The organism is Caldimicrobium sp. SLHALR3 (genome assembly GCF_058692735.1).
In genome coordinates, this window is sequence record NZ_CP182484.1 from 29,611 (window position 1) to 55,272 (window position 25,662).

The 25,662-nt window shown below is 34.8% G+C and carries 24 protein-coding genes; 20 read left to right on the forward strand and 4 right to left on the reverse strand.

Annotated elements, in window-relative coordinates:
- The first annotated feature begins 2 nt into the window (after positions 1-2).
- From ACLGLP_RS00170 to ACLGLP_RS00205, 8 genes are all read left to right on the forward strand, one after another.
- Positions 3-578, forward strand: coding sequence for a flavodoxin domain-containing protein (locus ACLGLP_RS00170; RefSeq protein WP_492112929.1), 576 nt, complete (start codon positions 3-5; stop codon positions 576-578).
- Between the two features lie 13 nt (positions 579-591).
- Entirely contained in the window at positions 592-1,992 is a 1,401-nt protein-coding gene (gene hutW / locus ACLGLP_RS00175; RefSeq protein WP_492112930.1) for a heme anaerobic degradation radical SAM methyltransferase ChuW/HutW, read from the forward strand.
- Between the two features lie 20 nt (positions 1,993-2,012).
- The gene (locus tag ACLGLP_RS00180; protein WP_492112931.1) at positions 2,013-2,813 is read left to right on the forward strand and encodes a DUF4198 domain-containing protein; all 801 of its coding nucleotides are present in this window, start codon (positions 2,013-2,015) and stop codon (positions 2,811-2,813) included.
- 15 nt (positions 2,814-2,828) lie between these two features.
- On the forward strand, positions 2,829-5,051 hold the full coding sequence (locus ACLGLP_RS00185; protein ID WP_492112932.1) for a TonB-dependent receptor: 2,223 nt from the start codon (positions 2,829-2,831) through the stop codon (positions 5,049-5,051).
- 232 nt (positions 5,052-5,283) lie between these two features.
- Positions 5,284-5,472, forward strand: coding sequence for a hypothetical protein (locus ACLGLP_RS00190; protein WP_492112933.1), 189 nt, complete (start codon positions 5,284-5,286; stop codon positions 5,470-5,472).
- A gap of 16 nt (positions 5,473-5,488) precedes the next feature.
- Positions 5,489-6,097: a biopolymer transporter ExbD gene (locus tag ACLGLP_RS00195; RefSeq protein WP_492112934.1), complete on the forward strand. Its 609-nt coding sequence runs from the start codon at positions 5,489-5,491 to the stop codon at positions 6,095-6,097.
- Positions 6,094-6,918, forward strand: a complete 825-nt coding sequence (locus ACLGLP_RS00200; protein WP_492112935.1) for an energy transducer TonB — start codon at positions 6,094-6,096, stop codon at positions 6,916-6,918. The genes ACLGLP_RS00195 and ACLGLP_RS00200 overlap by 4 nt, the downstream gene beginning before the upstream one ends.
- 174 nt (positions 6,919-7,092) lie before the next feature.
- Positions 7,093-7,914 carry an RNA methyltransferase gene (locus tag ACLGLP_RS00205; protein ID WP_492112936.1) on the forward strand — a complete coding sequence of 274 codons (822 nt, stop codon included), beginning with the start codon at positions 7,093-7,095 and terminating at the stop codon, positions 7,912-7,914.
- Here the strand turns inward: ACLGLP_RS00205 and rlmD are convergent.
- Positions 7,838-9,136, reverse strand: a complete 1,299-nt coding sequence (gene rlmD / locus ACLGLP_RS00210) for a 23S rRNA (uracil(1939)-C(5))-methyltransferase RlmD (RefSeq protein WP_492112937.1) — start codon at positions 9,134-9,136, stop codon at positions 7,838-7,840. The two genes, ACLGLP_RS00205 and rlmD, sit on opposite strands and share 77 nt — an antisense overlap.
- A gap of 94 nt (positions 9,137-9,230) precedes the next feature.
- Between rlmD and ACLGLP_RS00215 the strand changes: the two genes are divergently transcribed.
- From ACLGLP_RS00215 to hypD, 9 genes are all read left to right on the forward strand, one after another.
- On the forward strand, positions 9,231-13,418 hold the full coding sequence (locus tag ACLGLP_RS00215) for an acyl-CoA dehydratase activase (protein ID WP_492112938.1): 4,188 nt from the start codon (positions 9,231-9,233) through the stop codon (positions 13,416-13,418).
- A 108-nt stretch (positions 13,419-13,526) separates the two neighbouring features.
- Positions 13,527-13,787 carry an AtpZ/AtpI family protein gene (locus ACLGLP_RS00220; protein WP_492112939.1) on the forward strand — a complete coding sequence of 87 codons (261 nt, stop codon included), beginning with the start codon at positions 13,527-13,529 and terminating at the stop codon, positions 13,785-13,787.
- Positions 13,774-14,196: a hypothetical protein gene (locus ACLGLP_RS00225; protein ID WP_492112940.1), complete on the forward strand. Its 423-nt coding sequence runs from the start codon at positions 13,774-13,776 to the stop codon at positions 14,194-14,196. The genes ACLGLP_RS00220 and ACLGLP_RS00225 overlap by 14 nt, the downstream gene beginning before the upstream one ends.
- Positions 14,197-14,207: 11 nt before the next feature.
- A complete protein-coding gene (gene atpB, locus ACLGLP_RS00230) occupies positions 14,208-14,960 on the forward strand; it encodes a F0F1 ATP synthase subunit A (protein ID WP_492112941.1) in 753 nt (250 codons plus the stop codon).
- Positions 14,961-15,036: 76 nt separating this feature from the next.
- Positions 15,037-15,408, forward strand: a complete 372-nt coding sequence (atpE, locus tag ACLGLP_RS00235) for an ATP synthase F0 subunit C (protein WP_492112942.1) — start codon at positions 15,037-15,039, stop codon at positions 15,406-15,408.
- A gap of 85 nt (positions 15,409-15,493) precedes the next feature.
- Complete coding sequence (locus ACLGLP_RS00240) at positions 15,494-17,026, forward strand: YifB family Mg chelatase-like AAA ATPase (protein WP_492112943.1); 1,533 nt, start codon at positions 15,494-15,496, stop codon at positions 17,024-17,026.
- Positions 17,014-17,610, forward strand: coding sequence for a CDP-alcohol phosphatidyltransferase family protein (locus ACLGLP_RS00245; protein WP_492112944.1), 597 nt, complete (start codon positions 17,014-17,016; stop codon positions 17,608-17,610). The genes ACLGLP_RS00240 and ACLGLP_RS00245 overlap by 13 nt, the downstream gene beginning before the upstream one ends.
- Position 17,611: 1 nt before the next feature.
- Complete coding sequence (locus ACLGLP_RS00250; RefSeq protein WP_492112945.1) at positions 17,612-17,851, forward strand: HypC/HybG/HupF family hydrogenase formation chaperone; 240 nt, start codon at positions 17,612-17,614, stop codon at positions 17,849-17,851.
- Positions 17,814-18,941 carry a hydrogenase formation protein HypD gene (gene hypD, locus ACLGLP_RS00255; protein ID WP_492112946.1) on the forward strand — a complete coding sequence of 376 codons (1,128 nt, stop codon included), beginning with the start codon at positions 17,814-17,816 and terminating at the stop codon, positions 18,939-18,941. Before ACLGLP_RS00250 ends, hypD begins: the two co-directional genes overlap by 38 nt.
- Positions 18,942-19,004: 63 nt before the next feature.
- On the opposite strand, the gene ACLGLP_RS00260 is transcribed toward hypD, so the two are convergent.
- The 3 genes from ACLGLP_RS00260 to ACLGLP_RS00270 form a co-directional block, all read right to left on the reverse strand.
- Positions 19,005-20,705 (reverse strand): nickel-dependent hydrogenase large subunit, encoded by a 1,701-nt coding sequence (locus ACLGLP_RS00260; protein WP_492112947.1) that lies wholly within the window; start codon positions 20,703-20,705, stop codon positions 19,005-19,007.
- A gap of 47 nt (positions 20,706-20,752) precedes the next feature.
- A complete protein-coding gene (locus ACLGLP_RS00265; protein WP_492112948.1) occupies positions 20,753-21,670 on the reverse strand; it encodes a hydrogenase small subunit in 918 nt (305 codons plus the stop codon).
- A gap of 188 nt (positions 21,671-21,858) precedes the next feature.
- Positions 21,859-23,826, reverse strand: a complete 1,968-nt coding sequence (locus tag ACLGLP_RS00270; protein ID WP_492112949.1) for an aldehyde ferredoxin oxidoreductase N-terminal domain-containing protein — start codon at positions 23,824-23,826, stop codon at positions 21,859-21,861.
- Positions 23,827-23,963: 137 nt separating this feature from the next.
- Between ACLGLP_RS00270 and ACLGLP_RS00275 the strand changes: the two genes are divergently transcribed.
- The 3 genes from ACLGLP_RS00275 to ACLGLP_RS00285 are packed head-to-tail and all read left to right on the forward strand — an operon-like array spanning position 23,964 to position 25,659.
- A complete protein-coding gene (locus tag ACLGLP_RS00275; protein WP_492112950.1) occupies positions 23,964-24,302 on the forward strand; it encodes an ArsR/SmtB family transcription factor in 339 nt (112 codons plus the stop codon).
- On the forward strand, positions 24,299-24,919 hold the full coding sequence (locus tag ACLGLP_RS00280; RefSeq protein WP_492112951.1) for an FmdE family protein: 621 nt from the start codon (positions 24,299-24,301) through the stop codon (positions 24,917-24,919). Before ACLGLP_RS00275 ends, ACLGLP_RS00280 begins: the two co-directional genes overlap by 4 nt.
- Positions 24,916-25,659: a sulfite exporter TauE/SafE family protein gene (locus ACLGLP_RS00285; RefSeq protein WP_492112952.1), complete on the forward strand. Its 744-nt coding sequence runs from the start codon at positions 24,916-24,918 to the stop codon at positions 25,657-25,659. The genes ACLGLP_RS00280 and ACLGLP_RS00285 overlap by 4 nt, the downstream gene beginning before the upstream one ends.
- Positions 25,660-25,662 lie beyond the last annotated feature (3 nt).

Consider the following 25,662-nt stretch of genomic DNA (forward strand, 5'->3'; position numbering starts at 1 on the left):
AAATGGAGGTAAATAAATTGAAGGCAATAGTTATATGCGCATCAAGATATGGTTCTACCTTAGAGATAGGAAGATGGATTGGTGAGAGATTACAATATGAAGGAATTTCCGCTCAAGTAGTGGATGTAAAAAATGCAGGTTCCCTTGAAGAATACGATATTGTAGTTCTTGGTTCAGGAATCTATTACGAAGGGGTGCTTAAGGAATTAAAGACATTTGTAGAGAAAAATCTAAATTCTTTAAAAAAGAAAAAGATTGTACTATTTGGTGTTGCCATAGAGACGACCCCTGTATTTTACAAAGGAAAAATTCTTGGTGGATTACTTTATCTTAAGCCCTTGATAGAAATGTTAAAGGACTCTGTAATTCATGCAGAGATGCTTCATGGGGAACTTGTCCCTCAAAAGTTGAGCGAAGAGGACAGAGAATCGCTTTTGAGATTTTACAAAACGATTCTTAAGCTACCTGATGAGGAAATACAAAAAAGGTTAAAGCCAAGAACTTATATGGATAAAAAGGAAGCCTGGAAATTTGCAGAAACTATTATAAACAAAATAAAAACTGAAGCAAAATCTTAAAACAAAAGGTTTTATGGAAATAAAAAGCAAGGCAGATAGATTTATTAAAGAGATAACGAAAATAATAAAGAGCGATTCAATTGATGTAAAATGGTTTTTCGGTAATGACACTGATGATCCTTTGAGATATGCCTTTGATTCCAGAAGGAGTGTTCATCCTTTTGTTAAGGGTAAACCTATACCAAAGGAAGAATGGCAGGTTATATGGAATAAGCTTATGGAACAGAAAGGACAAAATAAAAAGAGGGTGGCATACATTCACATTCCCTTTTGTCAGACCAGATGTCTTTATTGTGGATTTTTTCAAAATTTTTCTAATAAAGAACTTGAGGATGCCTACATTGATAGACTCATTAAAGAATTAAGAATGAGTTCTGAATCTATCTTTGTGAAATCCCATCCCTTTCAAGCTGTCTATATTGGGGGAGGAACCCCCTCAGCCTTATCTTCTAAAAATATAGAAAAACTTCTTAAAGCCATAAATACATATTTACCATTAGCCAATGACTGTGAATTTACCTTTGAAGCAAGATTTTACGAATTTGACGATGAAAAGATACAAGTTTGTCTTGAGGGAGGCATAAACAGATTTTCATTTGGTGTTCAGTCTTTTGATACAGAAGTAAGGAGAAGTGTAGGACGAGTACATAATAGAGAGGAAATATTGGAAAAATTAAAATATATTCATAATCTTGGTAGGGCAGTTGTAGTTATAGACCTTATATATGGTTTGCCTGGGCAGACGATGGAAATCTGGGAGAAGGATGTGCAGACATTAATTGAAAGCGGTATAGACGGCGGAGACCTTTATCAACTTATTGTGTATGAGGACAGCAAACTTAAAGAGAAAATTGAAAAAGGGGATATCTCACCCGCTGCTAGTATTCCTGAACAGGCAATAATGTTTAAAAAAGGTGTAGAGATTATGGAAGCAAGGAGAATGAGGAGATTAAGCGTTTCTCATTGGGCAGCCAATACAAGGGAAAGAAATATTTATAATTCCTTTGTAGTATCAGGTGCAGATATGCTGCCATTTGGAGCTGGGGCAGGTGGAAGATTGGGAAGGTATACCATGTTTATTGACAGGGGCATTAAAAGTTACATAGATAGAATTGATAGAGGTGAAAAGCCTATTATGTTTATGGTCTATATGCCAGAAGAATATCAGTTTTATTCAGAAATTATTGGGCAGATGGATAGAGGCTATCTTGACCTTTCAAGCTTTAAGTCTCAGTATAATGTGGATTTTGCAGAACTTTTATCACCACTTTTAGAAGCATGGAAGGAAAAGGGACTAATTGAAATAAACGGGGATTATATTGATCTTACCATTGCAGGTCAATTTTGGTATGTAAATTTAACTCAGGCTATGCTTGACTGGCTTTCTGCTTTGAAGGAAAAAATTTTTAACTAAAAAAAAACAGGAGGTGTGAAATGAGGAGGAGCTTTTTGATCAGTCTGTTTTTAAGCATTTACTTCTTATTTACTGCAAGTGTCTTTGCCCATACTCTATGGATCAATGTTACAGATTATTCTCCTGAATTGCATCCTGAGTATGGAGCAATAACCAAAGTCTATTTTGGCTGGGGACATCATTATCCTGTAGACGACTCTTTAAGTAGTGAGAATTTGCAAGAATTTTCTTTGATTTATCCTGATGGTAGAAAAGAAATGATAACCCCTGGTAAAGGAGATTTTCTTGTTACGAAAATAAGGTTTAAACAACCAGGTTCTTATATAGTTTCAGCTATAAAAAAACCAGGTTTTTACACAATGTATATCGAAGAAGACAAAATACATCATAAACTCGGACCAAAAACAGGATTAAAAGAAGTTATTTTAAGTGTCTATTCTGAGCAATACGCTAAGAGTCTAATAAATGTTGGCGGGAAAGAAGATGACTCTTTTTCAAAACCTGTAGGTCATAAATTAGAGATCATTCCTTTGAAAAATCCATATTTTCTTAAAGTTGGAGATTTTTTACCTGTAAAGGTTTTATTTGAAGGTAAGCCTGCAAGATTTTGCAATGTATATGCTACTTATATGGGATTCTCAACTGGTGATGATTTTGCCTATGCTACTTCAACAGATTCTGAAGGTATAGCCAAGATAAGGATTATTCACTGGGGACCCTGGTTGATAAAAGCAAATGTAAGGATTCCTGCCCCAGATGATTTAAAAGATAAATGTAACGAAGTAAGTTATACAGCTACTTTAACCTTTGAGGTACCTTAAAAAAAGGAGATAAACATGGTAAAGAGGTACTTTGTAGCCTTAAATATTTTAGGACTTTTAGGAAGTTTAGTTTTGAGCATGCCTTGTTTAGGAGAGGAAGTTAAGGAAGAAAAAGGGCTTCCCGAAGTTGTAGTAACAGCTACAAGGACGGAGAAAGAGGTTGAAGTTGCTCCTGCGAGCGTATATGTAGTAACAAAGGAAAAGATTGAGATTCAAAAACCAAAGACCATTGATGAGGCTTTAAAAGGTCTTCCTGGGGTGATGTTAGGAAGAGGGCAAGGGCTTATGGATACCCTCTCAGCTATTACCTTAAGAGGGATCCCAGGTCAAAAAAGGACGCTTATCCTTATGGACGGAGTACCTTTAAATGATGCTTATAAGGGTTTTGTACCGAAGGGGGGTTTTTATCCTGAAGACCTTGAAAGGATTGAGGTGGTTAAGGGACCCTTTTCAAGTCTTTATGGTGGCTATGCAATGGGAGGGGTGGTTCAGTTTTTCACCAAGATGCCTGAAAAGAGAGAGATGTTTCTTAAGGCAGGATACGGGAGCTCCTTTGACAGAGGAGATGCCATGGATGACTTAAAAAGAGTATATATTAGCTATGGAGATAAGATTAAAAATTTTAGCTTTTTTGTAAGTTATGGAAGGCACGATACCAATGGTTATCCCACAGATTTTGTTACTTATAGCAATATCCCATTTGGTACCATAGGTGCAAAGCCAAGCTATGATAATTATGGAAAACCTGTTTATGTTCTTGGAGATAAAGGGGATGAAAGATATTGGGATGACGGGATAACTTTAAAGGCTCAATACGAGTTTGACAAAAATACCAGACTCAGATTTACTTTTATGAGAAATCGTTATGAATACAATTACGATGAGCCCCATCCCTATCTTCTTAATGCTACCACTGGGGCTCCTCTTTATTATCCAAGTGAGTCTTCTTATCTTCCAGGAGATGGCGGAAGAATCCAGAATCTTTACGCTACCTATTTTGAAACAGAGCTTTTTAAGAGATTAAAGACCAAGCTAAATCTTTCTTATGTAAATGTGGAAAAAGACTGGTATGTCACTCCCCTTTCTAAAGCTAAAATTGGAGGGTGTGCTGCTGGGACAAAGCCTGAAGACTGTGGCTATGTTTCAAACACCCCTCAAAGAGCTTTAACAGCAGACCTACAATTGACTCTTCCTATCTTTTCAAATCAACTTCTAACCTTTGGTGGATATTACAGATGGGAATATGCAGACACTAAAGAAAAGTATTTAAGAAACTGGAAGGACGAAGATTCAACAGTAAGGCTTAAGTCTCAGTCTAAAGGAAAAACGAGGACCTATGCTTTTTATGTGCAGGACGAAATTGCTTTAAGAGAAAATCTTACCGTCTATCTTGGAGGAAGAGTTGATTTCTGGAAGACCTATGATGGATATGTAAATCTGGTTGGGACTAAAGGCTATCCCAAGAAATACGAGTCAAATGCTGAGACCTCCTTTAGTCCCAAGTTTGCCCTCGTTTACAAACCCTTTGAAAAAACCACTTTAAGAGCCTCTCTTGGCAAGGCTTTTAGACCACCAACGATTTTTGAGCTTTATTTAATTTCCTTTGTACCAGGAAGACGAATTGTTAGATTTAGTAATCCCAATCTTTCACCTGAAACAGTTTGGGCCTATGAGCTTGAAATTTCGCAGGACCTCTGGAAGGGAGCTAAATTCAGTTTTACAGGATTTTACAATAAAATGGATGATCTTATTTATCCCAAAGTGTTAAATGCTACCCATAGAATGCCTATAAATGTTGGTAAAGCAGAAAGCAAAGGATTTGAGGTAGGCCTTGAACAGAAGTTTGATTTTGGATTAAAGCTATTTGCCAATTTAACTTATACTGATTCAGAAATCCTTGAGAATAAGGTTACACCCGAAATGGTCGGTAAAAGACTCGTTATGTTTCCTCTCTGGATGGGAAACCTTGGAGTAGAACTCAAAAGAGGGAGATTTTCTGCCTACGTGGTGGGAAGATACATGGATAAGTGGTATTCGGATGATATGAATAGAGATAAAAAATCCGGGGTTTACGGTTCCTATGACGAATACTTTGTGGTTGATGCAAGGCTCTCTTATAAACTAACGAAATTTGCAACCCTTTCCCTTTCCTTTGATAACCTCTTTGACAGAGACTACTACTATTACTATAAAGCACCGGGTGCCTCATGGTTTGCTGAGTTATCTATAAAATTTTAATAAAATTTTAAAATGAAATTAAATTTAAAAATAAAAACTAAGGAGAAACTAAAAATGAGTGTATTGAGAATGATATCAATAATAGGAGTTTATGATTTTATTCCATTGTAAAATAATATTGGCTCATGATTTACACTTTGATATAAATAATTTTTGAAAGATTTATAAAGGAGGAGGGGAAGAGACGAACGAGGTTATAGAGGTCTTCCCAACGGAGTTTTCTCCTGAGAAAGTGGTTTATTTGGTAATAGAAGAGATGAATATGAAATATGAGAGGAGAAAAGTTCATAATTTTGAAAGATACATAGATGAGTTAAGGGATCTCAGGAGGACGAGAGACGGTGAGAAAGAAAGGGAATTTAGAACAATTTTTTGGATTAAAGAGTTTTCTGATAATGTCACAAATTTAAAAATTTTATAAAATTAGGTGAAAGTTTATGGAATACCTAAAATTGATAATTGATTACGGAATTATAGGTTTTCTTATCTTTTTAAGCATTATTTCTATTGCCGTAGCAATAGAAAGAGTAGGGTATTACAAAAAGGTAGATGTTTTAAAGTTTTCAAGTGTAAAAGAGCTTGAAACTGACTTAACAAGAGGACTTTACATAATAGCTACCATTGGTGCTAATGCTCCCTATATTGGGCTTCTCGGAACTGTTCTTGGAATAATGCTTACCTTTTACACCATAGGGCAGGAAGGGCTTGTTGATATAATGCTTGTTCTTTTAACCATCGTTCTTACTACAGCAACTTTTATCGTTCAGGGAAGTATTCCCGTGAGACTTCCAACAGCTAAAAATGCTGAGGTAAAAAATATCAAAAGCTTTCAAATAAACATTACTGAAAAAGGAGATGTATTTTTTGAAGGAAAAAAGTTAGAGCTTTCAGAACTTGAAGAAATTGTTAAAAACTTGGATAGGGAGGCACAGGTTTCCATATTTGCTGATAAAGCTTCTAAAGTTCAAACTCTGGTTTCTGTTCTTGACATACTGAAAAAATACGAAATTAAAAGAGTGGTAATTAAAACAGAATTGATAAGATGATAAAGCTAAGAGCCTTTTTGTGCTCTCTTTTTATACACATTTTCTTTTTAACGGCAGTTGCAGGATTATTAAAGCTTAACGCAGAAACTTCTGCAAAGTATATAGAAATAGACCTTTCTTTAGCAAGCCTTGCCAATTTATCTCAAGCTACTTCTAATAAAGCTACTTCTAATAAGGAAAATGTAAAATTAGAAACGAAAAATCAGGTAAAAAATTTAAAAGCTACAAAGATACCTGAAAAGGCATTAAAACAAGATTCTGTTGTAAAAAATACTTCAATTACTCCCAAGGAAGAAAGGGTTGAGGAGGTTATTTCAAAAGAAGTGGTAAAAGAAGTGGTAAAACCTTTACATGCAGAGGACAAAGGAAGTGTTCAAAAAGGAGAGGGGGAAGGAAAGTTTAAGAATATTGGTATGATTAGGGAAGGGGGGTTTAGTAGGGAAGGAGGGGGAAGCGGGGAGGTTGACAGAAGCGGGAAAGGAGGAGACGGAAGCGAGAAAGGAGGGGGAGGAAGTAGTTATAATTTAGAAAAATTAAGAGAGAAATATCTTTTGGAGAAGCTTTCTATTATTTCAAAGATAGTGCAAAACAACATAAGTTATCCTTATATTGCAAGGAAAATGGGATGGGAAGGAGAGGTAGAGGTTTCTTTTGTTCTTACTAAGGAAGGTAGGGTTAACTTTTTGAATGTTGAAAGGTCTTCTGGATACAAAGTTCTTGATGAAAACGCTATAAAGACTATCAAAGAGGCTTCAAAATACTTTCCTTTACCACCTATTGATGTCAAAATTCGGCTTCCCATTTTATATAGGCTTGAGTAAAAATTTAAATTAAAATTGCACATGTTTTGTCCTGCTTTATAGGTTTTGTGGAAAAAGGTAAGAAGATGAATTTAGAGGGATTTAATAGGAAGTAAAAAATAACCCCCGGTCTAAAATTATCTGGATTTATACAGATGGTTGACAATGTGGTAGAGAATAATAAAATGAGGGTAAATGCAGGTTCGTCCAGTTGCTGAGCCAGTTAAAGCTAATCTTTCAAATATTGCTGTAGTCCTTGTAAACCCAATGTATAGTGAAAATATAGGTTCTACTGCAAGAGCCTGTGCCAACTTTGGAATTTCTGAGCTTATATTAGTTAATCCCCAATCCTTAGAAGAAGATAAAATGAAAGCCATGGCAACAAAAGCAGGTATTCCCATCCTTGAAAAAATGAAAATTTACAATGATTTAAAAACCGCTTTAAAACCCTTTAACTATGTAGTGGGAACTACTGCAAGACTCGGGAAACACAGACTGGTTTATTATACCCCAAAAGGACTCTCCCCTTATATATGCGAGCTTTCCATAAACAACAAAGTTGCAATCCTTTTTGGAAACGAAAGATTTGGACTTTCAAATGAAGAATTATCTTATTGCGATAGTGTTATTACCATTCCTACAACTGAAAATGCATCTTTAAATGTTTCTCAAGCTGTAGTTGTAATCCTTTATGAAATTTTTCAAACTGCAAGTGTTCCAAGAATTCCAAAGCCACAACTTGCAACCTGTGAAGAACTCGATATTATGTATGCCATAATTGAAAAAACCTTAGAATCTATAGACTACATACCTCATGACAACAAAGTCTTATGGTTTACCAACATAAAAAGATTTCTTTCAAAACTTGAGCTTACCTCCAGAGAGGTAAAGATTATCCAAGGTTTTTGTAGACAGCTTCTCTGGGCACTGGGTAAAAAACTTAACCTTTCTTCTCCAAAAGAGCAACAACTTCAAAATGATAAGTCTGAGGAAACATATCAAAAAGGCAAAGTCTGATAAGCTCGTAATTAAGCTTTCTAAAGATTAGTAAATCTCTTACTAAAGTTGGAGCATCACAAGATATGTATATAACATATTTTTTAGCAACCTCTGGTAAAAGCTTCATCAATTCCTTACATCCTCCTCTTGGAGGATCAAGAAGAACTAAATCATATTCTTCTCCTTCTTTTATAGCCTCATAAAGCGCTTCCATAGCACTAATGTTTCTCAAATCAAATCTTCCGTTTATATTAGCCTTTTCTGCTGTATAAATACCATCCTCAATTGCTCTTAAATCTGTATCAACCCCTAAGAGTTTTTTAACTTCCTTTTGTGATAAAAATGGAAAAAGAAAATTCCCCATTCCCGCATGAAGATCAAGGATTTTTTCAAAGGAAAGATTCCACTCCCTTATAGTTTTCATAATAGCAAGATTAATTTCCCAGTTGGCTTGAACAAAAACCCCTGGCTGAACATAGTAAAAGAGATTGTCTATATTTTTGAATATCCTTCTTCCCCCATAAGAACTATCTTCTGGAAAAGGTCCTTCAGGATGTCTTCCCTTCATCCAGTAAAAAACTGCCTTAAGCTCCTTTATTTTTAGCAATTCTTCTATGTCCTCTTTTTTCGGCTCAAGAAGCGTCCAGAAAATTAATGTAACTTTGCCTTCTTCTGGTGAGGTTTCGATTTTTATTCTTTTACTATAGTTGGCTAATTTTATCCAGGCGGGATTACAATAAAGTTGTTGTAAAACGCTGTTAAGCATCTCATCCCCAAGTAAACACCTTTCAATTTTTAAAACTTCATGGGTTTTCCTTTTAACAAAGCCCATTTTAAATTTTTCGTTTTCTACATGAAATCTCAAACGATTTCTATAATGAAACTCCTTAGGAGATGGAACTACTTTCTCTAAAGGTATGTCTTCCTTCCATCCAAGTCTTCTAAAAGTATCAAAAAGCATTTCCTCTTTTATTTTTATCTGGAAAGGATAAAAAATGTGTTGAAGCTGACATCCACCGCAAATACCATAATAAGGACAAGGAGCCTCTCTTCTTTCTTCCGATACCTCTAAAATTTTTTCTATCTCAGCTTCAGCATAATCTCCACAATCTTTAACTATCCTTACTTGTAAAACTTCTCCTGGAATCACATAGGGAATAAAAACCACCTTACCATTAGATAAACGCGCAAGTCCATCCCCTCCAAAAATTATCTTTTCAACTTTCAGAATTTCCTGCATAGCTATTTCATTTTCTCTTGAATTTTTTCCTCAATTTAATTAATATTTATAATTATAAAATTATAATCCCATTTTTTGCTTTTAGGGTAGGTTTATGAGATATGTAGGTCTTGATGTAGGTTCAGGAACAGCAAAAATAGTTGTGCTTGACGAAAATAAAAATATTTTATTCTGGAAATACGAAAAAACTCATGGGCAGCCTATAGAAACTGCTGAAAAATTTTTGTCTCTTGTAGAAAAAGAATTCAACTATGAACTTTCAGGCATAACCTGTACAGGAACAGCAGGAAAAACTATATCTCAAATACTTGGATGTGCCTTTATTAACGAAGTAATGGCTCATGCAAAAGCTGCAACCTTTTTCTATCCACAGGTTAAAACCATTATAGATATAGGAGGAGAAGACTCAAAGCTAATTTTTATAACCCATGAAAGAGGGATACCAGAGATTGAAGATTTTGCCTTAAATACTCTTTGTGCAGCAGGAACTGGCTCTTTTCTTGAACAGCAAGCAGCAAGACTTGGATATACCATAGAAGAATTCTCTCAGCTCGCCTTAAAAGCCAAAAATATTCCAAGAATTGCTGGAAGATGCACAGTTTTTGCTAAGTCTGACATGATTCATCTTCAGCAGGCAGCTGTACCTGATGAAGAAATAATTGCTGGACTTTGTTACGCCATTATAAGAAACCTTAAAAGCAATCTTGCCAAAGGAAAAGAGGTTCTTCCACCCCTTATTTTTCAGGGAGGAGTTGCTGCAAACTTAGGAGTAAGAAAGGCTGTAAAGGATGTTTTTGGTCTGAAAGATGAAGAACTAATTATTCCTGAGCATTTTAGAATAATGGGTGCAATTGGAGCTGCTCTATATGGTCTTGAAGGAAAGGATTCTTCTAATTATAAAAGTTCTGAAATATTAAGAGCCTATTTGAAAGAAAGAGTTTATAATCCCCCAAGACATCCTGTATTAGTTCCGTTTAAATCCTTAGAGCTTTCTGAAAAGGTAGCCAGAGAATATAAAAAGAGGGTTTATTTTGAAATCCCTCAGGAAGAAGTAGAAATTTATCTGGGCATAGATGTAGGATCTGTAAGCACAAAGCTTGTAGCTATTGATGAAAAGGGAAATCTTCTTGCAAAGGTTTATATGCTTCATCATGGTAAACCCTTAGAAAGCATCAAAAAAGGGCTTCTTGAGTTAAGGGACAAACTTCCTCTAAAGGTAAAAGTAAAAGGTGTAGGAACAACGGGTTCGGGAAGATATTTAATTGGAGATTTTGTAGGAGCTGATGTAATAAGAAATGAAATTACAGCTCAAGCCTACGGTGCACTTTTTATTGATCCCGAAGTTGACACCATTTTTGAGATAGGTGGTCAGGACTCAAAATACATCTATCTTGATAAAGGCACCATCTCCAATTTTGCGATGAACAAAGCCTGTGCAGCTGGAACAGGCTCATTTTTGCAGGAACAGGCAGTTAAACTGGGAATTCCCATTGAGGAGTTTGGAGAAATAGCTTTAAAAAGTAATGCCCCTCTTAAACTTGGAGAAAGATGCACAGTTTTTATGCAATCCGATCTTCTTCACTACCAGCAGCAGGGACTTCCCAAGGAAGATCTTATAGCAGGACTTTGTTATGCCATCGTGTATAACTACCTAAACAAGGTGGTAGAGAATCGCAAAATAGGAAATAAAATCTTTTTCCAAGGTGCGGTAGCCTTTAACAAAGGAGTTGTTGCTGCCTTTGAAAAGGTTCTTGGTAAACCGGTTATTGTTCCACCTCATCATGAGGTAACTGGAGCAATTGGTGCTGCTCTTCTGGCAAAAGAAGAAGCTAAAGGAGAAACAAGATTTAAAGGCTTTGACCTGGTAAATGTAAAATATAGCATCAAGGCTTTTGAATGTAAGGGTTGTCCAAATCAGTGCGAAATTCATCAGGTAACCATAGATGGAGGTAAACCATATTACTATGGTGGTAGGTGCGAAAAATATGAGCTTGATCACAGAAAGGCACCCCATCACATACCTAATCCAACCCTGGAAAGAGAAGAAAAGTTACTTTCCTATGTAAAACCAGTGGAAGGAGGCTTTTCTGAAAGTAAAGTAATAGGAATACCAAGAATTTTACAGTTTTACGAATGGTTACCCCTTTTTGCAACTTTTTTTCAGGAATTAGGATATAAAATTGTTTTATCTCCTCCCACATCTAAACAAATTATAAAAAGAGGATGTGAACTTACCCCAGCTGAACCCTGCTTTCCTATAAAAATTGCTATAGGACATGTAAACGCTCTTTTAGAATTAGGAGTAAAAAACATATTTTTACCTCAGATTACAGATCTCCCTCCAGAACATCCCAAACTTGAAATAGGAAAAGTTTGTCCCTATGTGCAGAGTGTTCCCTGGATAAGTCCAGCTTCTATCAAATTTGAGGAGCTTGGAGTAAATCTTTTAACCCCGGTTTTACATCTCGGAAGAAAAGGGGTTGTTTTAAATGAAGAAATTAAAAATCTTGCTAATATTCTGGGAGAACCTGTAGAAAAGGTTAAAAAAGCCTGGAAACTGGGAGAAACCGCTCAGAAAGATTTTCATAGCTGGCTTAGACAAAGAGGAAAAGAAATTCTTGAAACCTTTAAAGACCAAATAATTTTAGTGATTATTGGAAGACCTTATAATGCCTTTGATCCGGGAGCAAATCTTGGAATTCATTATAAGATAAGAAAGCTTGGATTGGTGGGATTACCTGTGGATATGCTTCCTCTTGAAGAGGTAAAAGATGTTTCCTTTTTAGAGGGAATGTATTGGGAATATGGACAAAGATTTTTGCTTGCAGCTCAGATAATAAGAGAAACTCCCAATTTATTTCCCGTATATTTTACTAACTTTTCCTGCGGACCTGACTCCTTTATTGAGCACTTTTTTGAAGACCTGTTAGGCGAAAAACCATTTATAGAAATAGAGGTTGATGAACACAGCGCTGAAGCAGGAGTGGTAACAAGACTTGAGGCTTTTGTAGATAGCATCAAAAATAAAGTAAAGTATTACGAATTACCAAAACCTTTTGAATTTACAAGAGCACATCCAACAGACAACCGAACCATTTATATTCCCTATATGTGCGATCATGCTGTGGTTTTAGCTGCAGCATTTAGAGCTTGTGGAGTTGATGCAAAGGTTTTACCAGAGCCAGATGAAGAAAGTTTAGAACTCGGAAGAAAGTTTACCTCTGGAAAAGAATGTTATCCCACAATATTAACTACAGGAGACTTATTAAAGCTTATCAATTCCCCAGATTTCAATCCAGAAAAAAGTATTTTCTTTATGCCTGACAGCGGTGGCCCCTGCAGATTTGGACAATATAACAGATTTCACAAAAAGCTTTTAAAAGATCTTGGTATAAAAATGCCTATTTATTCTTTACAGCAGGATATGAAGTTTTACGAAGATTTGGATATTTTAGGAAGAACCTTTATGAAAATTGCTTGGAGAGGTATTGTGGCGGTAGATATCTTAGACAAGCTTTTAAGAGAAACAAGACCCTATGCCTTAAACAAAAAAGAGGTAGAAGACCTTTACTGGGAGTCTCTTAAAAAGATAGAAAAAACGGTTGAAGAAAGGAAAGACATGGTAGAAACCCTTTTAGAAATAAAGGAAGCTTTTAAAAATGTAGCTACAAAAGATGAAGAAAAACCTAAAGTGGGAGTGGTAGGAGAAATTTATGTAAGAAACAACAGATTTGCCAATGAAAATTTATATAGATTTTTGGAAGATCTCGGGCTTGAAGTCTGGCTTCCTCCAATTACTGAGTGGATTTACTTTATAAATTATACCTCCAAAAGGTGGGCTAAAAAGTTAGGCTGGTTTAGAACTGTTTTAAGATACATCATAGAAACCCAGTATCTAAAATGGGAAGAAAAGAAATTTATAGAACTTGTAAAAGACATGCTTGATATGGCAGAAGATATGGATGTAGAGGAATTAATGAATTTAACCAAAAAATACATTCACCCAGAATTTGAAGGAGGAGAGGTTCTTCTTTCAGTAGGAAAGGCTGTGGAATATTTAAATCATGGTGCTTCAGGGATAGTAAATGTAATTCCCTTTGCCTGTATGCCTGGAAATGTTGTAGCAGCTATTCTAAAGAAAATGAAGGAATACGACGGAATAAAAATTCCTACTTTAACTGTTCCCTGTGATGGACAAAAATCACTTGGAACAAAAATGAGAATTGAGGCTTTTGTAGAGCAAGTTAAAGAATATTTTAACAGTAAGAGGGAAAAATTTTAAAAAAATAAAAGTTAAAATATTTTTTTCAAAAAATATTCCATAATATGGCTGATTTTATCAATTTTTAATAGTTGATTTTTTTAAAAAAACAGTTTAAATACACCTAAATTGGAAAAGAAGAAAGATAGCACATTTAAGTTTTTGCTTAATGTTTTAGTTGAGAGTTTTACTATTGGTATTGCTGTTATTGCTTCAATTTTTGCAGGTGCTATAGTGGGTTGGTTGATAGATGAAAAGGTGTTTAAGGGAAAATATTTTCCTTGGATAACAACGGTTTTCATTGTTTTTGGAGCTATAGGAGGAATTAGAAATCTTATTTGGTATAGTAAAAAAAGAATGAAGGATGTAGGAAAAGATGGAAAAAGTTGAACCAGAAGTTTTTTTTAAGAAAATAGAAATTTTTTTAATTCTCATAATTATTTTTGGTTCTTTATTGTGTTTTCTTGTTAGTAGAAGTTTTATGAATACTTTAGCCTTTTTGTCAGGTGGATTATTAGGGTTTTTAAATTTTAGAAGCACAAAAAAAGAAGGGATTACTTTTATCAAAAAAATCCAAGAAAATTTAAGACTTCATAGAAGTGTTTCTATGGAGAAAGAAAGAAACATCTTTCTTTTTAAGCTTTTTTTAAAACTTTTAGCTACAGGTATTGTCCTTTTTATCTTAATTGCTAAATTCCATTTACATCCTGTTATAATTTTGTTGTCTTTTTTTACTATATATACTTCTATAGTTTTAATGAGCTTAAAATATCTTCTTTTAGATAAAATACTTATTTAAGGAGGGGCGTGATGGAACATCCATTACTGTTTTTGTGTCTAATTTTAGAAAAACTTGGTATCCCTTCGGGTTGGGTTTATTATGAACAGGCAGATAAATATGGAACTTTGGCTAAAGTTTTTGCACCCCATATGGTTCACAGCTATTTTGTTTGCTTACTTTTGATTGTTCTTGCTTTTATTGGTACAAGAAAAAAAGAGTTTATCCCTCGCGGGATTCAAAATTTTTGGGAGTTTGTTTTAGAAACTTTATATAATTTTACTAAAGAGAATGTTCCCCATGGAGAGGATCATGGACCAAATATTGTTCCTTTAGTATATCCATTAATTGTATTTTATGCTCTTTACATTTTGTTTTGCAATCTTTTAGGTCTTATTCCAGGTTTTATGTCTCCTACTGCTAACATAAATGTAACTCTTGGACTAACTTTAATAACGATTGTATATTATCATGCCCTTGGATTAAGATATAAAGGATTGAGATATTTTAAAGATTTTTTAGGTCCTATTATTTGGCTTGCACCTTTGATGTTACCTGCTGAAATTTTTAGTCATATAGGAAGAATTATATCTCTTTCTGTGCGACTTTTTGGAAATTTAGTTTCTAAGGAATTGCTTTTGGGATTGCTTACTATGTTAGCTGGAAAGTTTTTTGCACCTTTACCAATTATGTTGCTTGGAGTATTAGTAAGTTTTATCCAAACACTTATTTTTGTACTTTTAAGTTTAGCTTATTTTGCTGGTGCTGTAGAAGAGCATCACTAATAATTTTTTACCAGGGGGGAGAGATTCTTCCTGGTAAAAAAATTAAAAATAAAAAATAAAAAAGGAGGGAGGATCTATGAGAAGATGGGGCATTTTAGGTTTAGCTGTTTTAGCAATTTTGTTTTATGTTAATCCTGTTTTAGCTCAGGAAGCTGCTAACAAGATGGTTACTGGATTTGGGTTTTTTGGTGCCATAGTGCTTGCTGCAGGTTTAGGTGTTGGTATTGCTGCTTGTGGTTGCGGAGTGGGAATGGGACATGCAACTCGTGGTGCCTGTGAAGGTATTGCCAGAAACCCGGAATTAGCTGGAAGACTTACAGTTACCATGATTCTTGGTATCGCTCTTATTGAATCTCTTACAATTTATGCTCTTGTCGTTGCCTTGATTTTACTTTATGCTAACCCAATTTTACCAAAAGTAGTTACTTTGCTTGGATTAGGTGGTTAATAAATTATACTTGATATCTATAATTTAAAAGGCCATAGGGTAAAAACCTTATGGCCTTTTTTTATTTTCAAATTAAGAAGTTTTTATGTTATCAAAAACTTTAAGTTTTACTATCTTAGGAATTGAAGCCTTTCCTGTAGAAGTTGAAGTTGATTTTGGTTTGGGTCTGCCAGGAATTACCATAGTAGGATTACCAGATAGTTCCATTAAAGAAAGTAGAGAACGAATAAGATCAGCTCTTAAAAATTCGGGATTCCATTTTCCTATGAAAAAAGTTACTATTAATCTTGCTCCAGCAGACTTAAAAAAAGAAGGAAGCGGCTTTGATCTTGCTATAGCTGTTGCTCTTCTTTCAGGAATGGAAATTATCCCCAAACCTGCTTTAAATAAAAAAGCCTTTTTAGGAGAGCTTGCCTTAGACGGAAGAATAAAAGGAACTAAAGGTATTCTGCCTGCCGTAATTAAAGCCAAAGAATTAAATTTAGACGAAATTATTATTCCTTACGAGAATATCAAGGAAGCCTCATTGGTAAAAAATTTTAAAGTTGTAGGAGTAAAACATTTAAGAGAAGTTACAGATTACTTAAGAGGGGAATACATTCCGCAACAGGAGAATTTTGAAATTTTAGAAAATTTTGAACCCACATATGATGAGGATTTTGCAGATGTTTTGGGGCAGGAATTGGCAAAAAGGGCATTTGAGATTGCTGCAGCTGGAGGACATAATCTTTTAATGATAGGACCTCCTGGAGCAGGAAAGACAATGCTTGCTCAAAGAATTCCTACAATTCTTCCTCCAATGAGTTACGAAGAAGCTTTAGAAACTACAAAAATTTATTCAGTTGCTGGGCTTCTCTCCCCTGAAAAACCCTTTATTGTAAACCGCCCTTTTAGAAATCCTCATTTCGGAATTTCTGAAGCAGGAATGATAGGAGGAGGAACTCATCCTAAACCTGGAGAAATAAGTCTTGCTCACAATGGGGTTTTATTTTTAGATGAGTTTCCAGAATTCAGAAAAGATGTCATAGAAGCCTTAAGACAACCCTTAGAGGATGGAAAGGTTACTATAACCAGAGCAAGTTTTACAGTAACTTATCCAGCAAAATTTATGCTAATCTGTGCTATGAATCCCTGTAGATGTGGATATTATGGACATCCTACTAAACCGTGCCAGTGCAGTTTTCAGGAAATAAAAAAATACAGAAGCAAACTTTCAGGTCCTATAATTGACAGAATTGATATTCATCTGGAAATACCTCCTGTAGAGTTTAAAGACTTAATAAAAGAGGGGGGTAAGAGCTCTTTAGATTCAAAAACTATTAGAGAAAGAGTAATAAACGCAAGAAAAATACAGGGAAAAAGATACAACTCTTCTTTAAAAATAAATGCAAGACTTAAACCTAAGGAAATCAAGAAATATTGCATTTTGGATATTAAAGCTCAAGATTTTTTGGAAAAGGTAGCTGATAAATTTCATTTCTCAGCCCGTTCTATTCATAAAATTTTAAAAGTAGCAAGAACTATTGCAGATTTGGAAGAATCTGAGATAATATTAAAACATCATATTGCAGAAGCTGTGCAATACAGAATTTTGGAAAAACCATTATGGCAAAGTTAACTTTTAACGAAGCTGTAAGAAATTTATCCCAGCCTTTGCTTTTACCTATAGTAAGAATACTTGCCTCCTTAGGAATTCATCCTAACACTATTACTGTAATCTGTCTTGCAGGTTTTATAATAAGTTCTATCTTCATTGCATACGGTGAATTTCTTCTCGGTGGAATTTTTTTATTTCTTTTTGCTCCTTTTGATGCCATAGATGGTCTACTTGCAAGGTATTCTAAAAAGGTAACCTCATTTGGGGCTTTTTTAGATTCGGTTCTTGATAGATACGGAGAAATTTTTCTTTTTCTTGCATTTACCTATTATTTTTTAACCCAAAACTCTTTTTATGGTGTTATTTTAAGCTTTTTAGCCATAACAGGTTCATTAATGGTTAGCTACACAAGAGCAAGAGCAGAAGGTGTAGGGTTTGAATGTAAAATTGGAATCTTAACCAGATTTGAAAGAATTACACTTCTTATAATTGCTCTTATTTTTGATGTATGTATTCCACTTTTATTATTTATTGCCTTATTTACTCACCTTACAGCATTACAAAGAATATTTCATGTATACAAAGTATACAAAACCGGAGGCTAAAATGTGCTTAGCTTATCCATATAAGATTATAGAAATAAAAAATGAATGGACAGCTGTTGCAGAAACACAAGGAGTAAAAACTGAAGTTTATCTTCATTTACTACCAGAGCCTGTAAAAGTTGGGGATTGGGTTTTGGTGCATGTTGGTTTTGCTATTCAAAAATTAAGTGAAAAAGAAGCACAAGAAAGCTTAAGGCAGTGGGATGAATTACTCAGACAGTCTCAGCAATCTGTGGAATAAATTCAAAGACCCAGAAAGAGTCAAAAGTCTGGTTAGTTTAATTAAAAAAGAAGTAGAAGCATATGGTAAGCCTATAAATATAATGGAATTCTGTGGAGGGCACACTCATGTAATTTTGAGAAATGGACTGGATGAATTGCTCAAAGGATATATAAATTTTCTCCATGGACCAGGGTGTCCTGTATGTGTAATTGCTTTAGAAAGAATAGATTTAGCTATTGAGCTTGCAAAGATGCCAGATACAATTCTCTGCACCTATGGAGATTTAATGAGGGTTCCTGGATCAAACAGAATGAGTCTCGTAAGATTAAGAGCTGAGGGATATGAGGTAAGACCAATTTCTTCAGCTCTTGAGGCTCTTAAACTTGCTATGCAAAATCCCCAGAGAAAAGTGATATTTTTTGCCATAGGTTTTGAAACAACCTCCCCTCATACAGCAGTATTAATAAAACAAGCTAAGGAATTAAAAGTTAAAAATCTTTGGGTGGTTTGTAATCACATTCTTGCTCTGGTAGTGTTAGAATACCTTTTGCAAAGCGAGGAAAAACCTCTTGTTGATGCCTTCATAGGTCCCGGTCATGTAAGTACCGTTACCGGAAGTAAAGCCTATGAACCTATTGTAAAAAAACATAAAACACCAATTGTAATTTCAGGTTTTGAGCCACTTGACTTAATTCAAGCTGTTTATTTAATAGCCAAACAAATGAAAGAAGGAAGATGTGAAGTAGAGATACAATATACCCGTTCAGTAACTCCTGAAGGAAATATAAAAGCCAAGGAATTTTTGAAAGAAGTTTTTGATATAAGAGAGACTTTCCCATGGAGAGGATTGGGAGAAATTCCCTATAGTGCTTATAAAATAAAGTCTGAATATGAAGAATTTGACGGAGAAAAGACTTTTAAGGTTTCTGTAAATTCTGGAAAAGAAAATCCTCAGTGTCTTTGCGGAAAAGTAATAAAAGGGTTAAGCAAACCTACTGAGTGTAAACTTTTTGGAAAAGCCTGTACTCCTCAAAATCCAATAGGTCCTTGCATGGTTTCTTCAGAAGGAGCTTGTTTGGCTTATTTTAAATATAGAAGATTAAGTTAATCTAAAAATTAGAAAAAAATAATAAGGGGGGAAAATCCCCCCTTATTGATTGATCTTAGTATCTTAAAGGACTTTTACTCTCTTAATGTTCTTTCCGTTCTTGTCAATAATGTGAACTGCACAAGCAATACAGGGGTCAAAAGAGTGAATGGTTCTTAAAACTTCTAATGGCTTTTCAGGATCAACGATTGGATGATTGTCAACAAGAGCTGCTTCATAAGGTCCCATCTTACCTTTACCACATCTTGGGCTCACATTCCAGGTAGAAGGAACTACACACTGATAGTTTTTGATTTTTCCTTTTTCAATTACTACCCAGTGAGAAAGAGTTCCTCTTGGTGCTTCATGAAATCCAAATCCTTTAATTTCTCCTGCAGGAAATTTAGGTTCGTTCCAGATAGCAAGATCACCTTTAGCAATATTTGCTTCTAAGAGATCAAGATGCTTTAAGGCAAGGTCACAAAGCACACACGCTCTTATTGCTCTTGCAAGATGTCTTCCAATAGTAGAATGGAAAGCCTCAACACTAAGATTTACACCAAGGGCTTTTGCTTTTTCAACAGAGTAATTTACCCACTTCATAGTAGGCTCATGTTTTGCTGCAATACCACACAACACCTGAGAAACAGGACCAACCTGCATAGGTTCACCTTTAAATCTCGGGGCTTTAGACCAACTATATTTACCATTAGGATTGAAGTCTGTATAATTAGGTATGGTATCTCCTTCCCAAGGATGTTTCATACCAATGTCTTTATACCAAGAATGGATAACATCCTCAGCTACATTATCTCTAAAGTATGGATCATTAAAACTCTTAATGGGTGTATAAGTTTTGAGATCTCTATTAAATATAGTTCCACCAGGAAGATCAAACTGAGTTCCTTTGGTATCAAGAGGCATATCAGGAACGGCTAAGTAATTGGGAACTCCTCCACCAATCTTTGTCCACTCTGCATATAAACATCCCACAGCAATAACATCATTAATGTATACTTTTTGAACAAAATCTTTTACTTGTAATAATAATTCACGAATATAATCAAGTCTTTCTCTATTAAGTGCAGAATCATTATTTGGATCAATAGCTAATCCAATACCGCCTACTGTAACTGTTTGGATATGAGGATTTTTTCCTCCCAATATAGCAACCACTTTATTAGGAACAAATTGATATTCAAGGGCTGCAAGATAATGGGCAACTGCCATTAAATTTGCTTCAGGAGGAAGTTTCATCTGAGGATGACCCCAGTAACCATTAGTAAATGGACCAATCTGCCCAGATTCTACAAAAGCTTTTAATTTTTCTTTGACTGCCTTAAACCAGGTTACACTATTTCCTTCCCAATCAGAAAGGCTCTGAGCAAGTTCTGCAGTCTTCTTTGGATCAGCCTTTAAAGCTGATACGATATCAACCCAGTCAAGTGCAGAAAGATGATAGAAATGTACCATATGGTCATGAATACCATGAGCTGCAATAATAATATTTCTAACTAACTGAGCATTAAGAGGAATTTCCATTCCGAGAGCATTTTCTACAGCTCTAACAGAAGCAAGGGCATGAACAGTGGTGCAAACTCCACAAATTCTTTGAGTAATAAAACACGCGTCTCTCGGATCTCTTCCTCTTAAAATTAGTTCTACACCTCTCCACATTTGTGCAGAGGACCAAGCATTTACTATTTTCCCACCATCAACTTCAACATCTATTCTCAAATGCCCTTCTATTCTTGTTATTGGATCAACTGTAATTTTCTTACCCATAGTTTCCCCTCCTTTTATAATTGTTTATAGTTTTATATCAATTTTTTTTATCCTAAGGATTCATAAAATGGTGCCATCTTATCCCAGAAATTGGGTTCTGTGCAGCCGATACATGGATGTCCAGCCGAAACAGGCCATACTCCAACATCACAAAATCTTATAGCTGGACAGTTGGAATATGTAACAGGTCCTTTACATCCGAGTTTGTATAAGCAATAACCCTTTCTATGTCCCTCATCTCCAAATTTTTCAGCAAATCTTCCTTCGTCAAAGTGAGCTCTCCTTTCACAATGGTCGTGAATAAGTGTTCCGTAAGCAAATTTAGGTCTTCTTAAGTTATCAAGCTCAGGAAGTTTACCAAAAGTTAAAATGTAACTTACTGTAGCTAAAAGATTGTAAGGATTAGGTGGGCATCCAGGAATATTAATAACTTTATCTTTTCCAATTACCTCACCAATTCCTACTGCACCCGTTGGATTTGGTTTTGCTGCCTGAAGTCCTCCAAAAGTAGCACAAGTTCCATAAGCAATAGTAAGCATAGCATCCTTAGTTACTTCTTTTAAAATTTCAATAGCAGGTTTACCAGCAATTTTACAGTAAATTCCTCCATCCTTTGTAGAAACTGCTCCTTCAACTATACAGATGTACTTTCCTTTATACTTTTCCATAGTCTGATGAAGAACTTCTTCAGCCTGCTTTCCTGCTGCTGGCATTAAAGTTTCATGATACTCTAAATTGATAATGTCAAGAAGAAGTCTTCCTATAGGTGGATGAGAGGCTCTTAAAAGACTCTCTGTGCAACCAGTGCATTCCATAAAGTGGAGCCAAATTACTGTAGGTTTCGGACCTCTTTTTATCGCAGCTTCTACTTTTTCTACCATAGAATAGGGAAGTCCCATAGTTGCTGTTACAATGGTACATATTTTGAGAAAATCACGCCTACTTAATTCTTTTAAATTAAGCATAGCTAACCTCCTTTAATTTTATTTTGTAATATTTATAATAGTACTTTTTATGAAAAAAGGCAAGTGAAATTATAGTTTAAATTTTAAAAATTATAAAATATTACTGAGAAATTTTTTTATTAAATTAATTTTTTTTCTTTTAATTTTTGAATTTTTTTTAAATTTATGAATGATTTAAAAGTGAAATTTTATGAATTAGAAATTATTGAAAGGTCAAGTCCTGAATAATAAATGTAGTTGACAAAGAATCTTTCAAACCACTCTTGATAGGCTCTTCTCTTATTTTTTGAGAATTTTGCAGTCCATCTTTGAACATTAAGTTCTTCTGCTAAGGTATAAAAAATATCAACAGCCTTTTCACTTTCTAAAGGTTTAGGAATAGCACCAGCCCTGATATTATAAATACCTATATTTTTGTAAATTTCTTTTAATTTTTCCTCAAAGTTTTCTATCCCAAAAATTTCATAAAATTTATCAAGTAAGTTTTCTGCCCAACCTCTATGAAATCTACAAAAACCAGCATTAGAAATAGCAAGCTCTTTAATTGCTCTTTCATAAACAATTTTTACAAATTCTTCTGGCTCAGTAAAGGTCACTCTATACTCAGTCCAGTATTTTCCCAAAACAAATATAGGAACAAAAAAACCAGGAGTCCAGTAAAAATTGGGGGTCATATATCCCTCTTCTCCAAAAGGCTGATAAAGTGCTATATCTTCAAAGGATATACCTGCTTTTTCAATTCTTTCTTCGTATTTGTAGTCTAGTATTTTTATAGCTTTTCTTAATCCCTTTTCTGCAATGTCTTTTAAAACCGGAGTTTTTTTATTAAGAAGATTTTGAATGATTTCTATAGCAAGCAATCCATTTATTCTCCATCTTTCAGGATTTAATACCAATGGATCAAGGTTTGGGTAAGAAGAAATCCCCACTTCCTCACAACTAAGCAATCCTTTGCTTACGGCTTCTAAAAGAAAGCAAACTATATGCCCTGTAGTTATAGCATCAAGTCCTGCATTATCTATAAGATCAACTATTTTTGAAGCTTCTTTTAAATCAAAAACTCCTATTAATGGTCCTACTCCCTGGAAAGGCTCATAATCTACCTTTTTTCTCTTCCAAATCTTTTTGCAGGCAACTGAACAAGGTTCTCCACAGGTTTTCCAGCTTCTTGTTTTTATAAAGGTTTCCTCTTTAAAGGGCTCCCAGTAGTTTTTTAAAACTATTTCCGAAATTTTTCTTCTTATTTCTTTTTTTAAATAAATACTATTGTAACAAAAAGTAGGAAGCCACTCCTTATAATAGGGGTAATTTGAACCAAATGTTCCCCCAGCTCCAATTTTAGGATCAAATCTATATTTGTAAGTTGCCATACTTACAGCTTGGAAAAACTCTCTTCCTGTAAGTTTTTTAAAGAATTCGTTAAAGCTTTTGATATTGGTAAATACCTCAGGAAGATCAGGTTTTATTTTTCCTCCTGCAATTATTCCTGCTACATTGTGAGCCTGAGCTAAAATTGAACCAGCTCCACCCCTTCCAGCAAAGTCTTCACTCCCAATAACTAATTCCTTTATCTGTGGATTCACATCTATGGAAACAAGAGAACCAAACCTTGTTTGCCAGGCTCCAGGTCCTACAACCACAGCTCTGGCATTGTTTTTTTCAAAAAAATCAGTATAAATATCAAGTAACCATTTAGTTAAGGCATAGGCTCCAAAATAATTCTCATATCCTTCATATATTCTATCTAAATTTTCCTTGGTAATTTTTTCAAATCTAACTTTTGGAGTCCCTTCACCTTCCACAAAAATAAGAAGAGGAACTTCGCTTTTCCCAAAAATGACAAACCCATTTACACCAGAGCCTATGAATTTATAACCTGCTCCCCCAGCTTCAGAAACATGAAGCCCTAAACTTTCTGCACTTCTAAAAACTGCTACCAATCTATGAGTACCAAAAATTTTACCTCCTGCAAAAGGACCTGTGCCAAGAAATAAAATGTTCTGAGGACTAAAAACATCATATTTCCAGCTTTCAAACTCTTCTAAATGAAGCTTTACCCCTATTTCCACAGGACCTGAATATGGAGGAATGGTATATTCTCTTATCTCCCACTTAAGAGTTGAAACATCAATAAAAAGCACTTTATATATGAGCATCTTTTCTCCCTTTATACCTCTTAAAATTTTTAATACTTTAGCATAAATTCAATATTCTTCCACTCAAAAACCAAATTTCCAAATAATACCATTATAAAAATTTTTTTATAATTTCTTTTTATTTTAAGTTAAAGGTATTGAAATTTATAAAAATTTTTTTATATTTAATAAATGTGGAAGAGTTGCTGAAAATTTTTAAAGCTCTTTCTGATGAAACAAGGTTAAAGATATTAAAAATTCTGGAAAAAGGAGAGATTTGTGTGTGTGAAATAGTTTCTATTTTAAATATGGATCAGCCAAAAGTTTCTTTCCATCTGGGAATATTAAAGGAAGCAGGATTGGTAAAAAGTAGAAAAGAAGGAAACCGCATTTTTTACAGCATTGATGACTCAGATCTTTTTAAAAGATTTCTAATACTCTCAGTTCTTGAAAAAATAAAACTGGAAGAAACTAAAAAAGGAGGAGGTGTGTTATGAAGGTAGAAAAGGAACTTTTAGAAGATTTATTTAAGTTTCACGGGCACAAGTGCTGGGCTTCAGTTTTGGGATTAAGAGCCGGGCTTATTGCTTTGGAGAAATTAAATACACAAAGAACAGGAACGAGATCGTTATATTGTCTAATTGAAGTTGGTCACGCTCATGGTGCAGTATGTTTTGCTGATGGTGTGCAGGTAGCAACTGGTTGCTCTATAGGTAAAGGCAATCTTATAAGAATTCCTAGAGGAAAACTTGCTTTTACTTTAATAGATATGAAAACTTGGAAAAAGATTCGTATAGCTTATAATGGAAAATTAAAAGATAAATTAGCAAATACTGCCTTTATGAAAAAAAGAGCAGCTGGTATTCCTCCTACAGAAATTCCTGAGGAAGAAGCTATGGAAGCTATTAATATAGTTCTTTCTGCTCCAGACGAAGAGATATTTTTCATAAGTGAAATAACAGATGCTCATGATTTTATACCTCCAGAGGAGGTTCTTGGCTCTGCAATTTGTGAAATTTGTGGTGAATGGGTTTCCATCCCTTACCTAAGGATTTTAGGGGATAAAAAGGTTTGTATTGATTGTTCAGGTTATTCGGAGGGGTTTGAAAAATGACCTATATATTAGCCTCTTTAATTACCTTTGTCTTTACTACAGTTCTTACCATAGCAGGGGTTGGAGCTGCCTTTATCCTGATCCCAGTATTTGTTGCTTTGGGAGTTCCTCTTCTTACGGCCATGTCAACTGCCTTGTTATTAAATAGCATTGCCATGTCAGTTGCTTCTTTCTACAATGCCCGGGAAGGGCTGATTGTCTATAAAACAGCCCTTCCCATTTTAATTGTTGCTTCTTTGCTTTCTCCACTTGGGGCAATGACAGCAGAGCACCTTCCTAAAAAACTACTTTTGTGGCTCTTTGTAGGATTTTTAATTTTTGCAGGCTCAATGATGTTATGGTATAAGCCAAAAAAAAGAGAAATCTCAGATAACAAAAAGTTAATTACCTATGGTATAGGGGTGGGAGGATTTGCTGGATATTTGGGAGGACTTTTGGGAGTAGGTGGAGGAAACCTTATTGTTCCAGCTCTCGTATGGCTTGGATTTGATCCGAAAAAAGCTTCTGCCACAACCTCTTTTATAGTAATTTTTTCATCATTTGCAGGCTTTTTAGGGCACATCTCCCTTGGAAACATTGATCACAGTTTGTTAATATTGTGTGCTATTGGCTCAATTTTAGGAGCCTTCCTTGGAAACTATCTTATGAGGAGGAAACTTTCTGCACCTCAGGTTAAAAAAGTCATAGGAATTGTGTTATATCTCATAGCAATAAAAATGATATGGGATTTGATAAAATAGTTG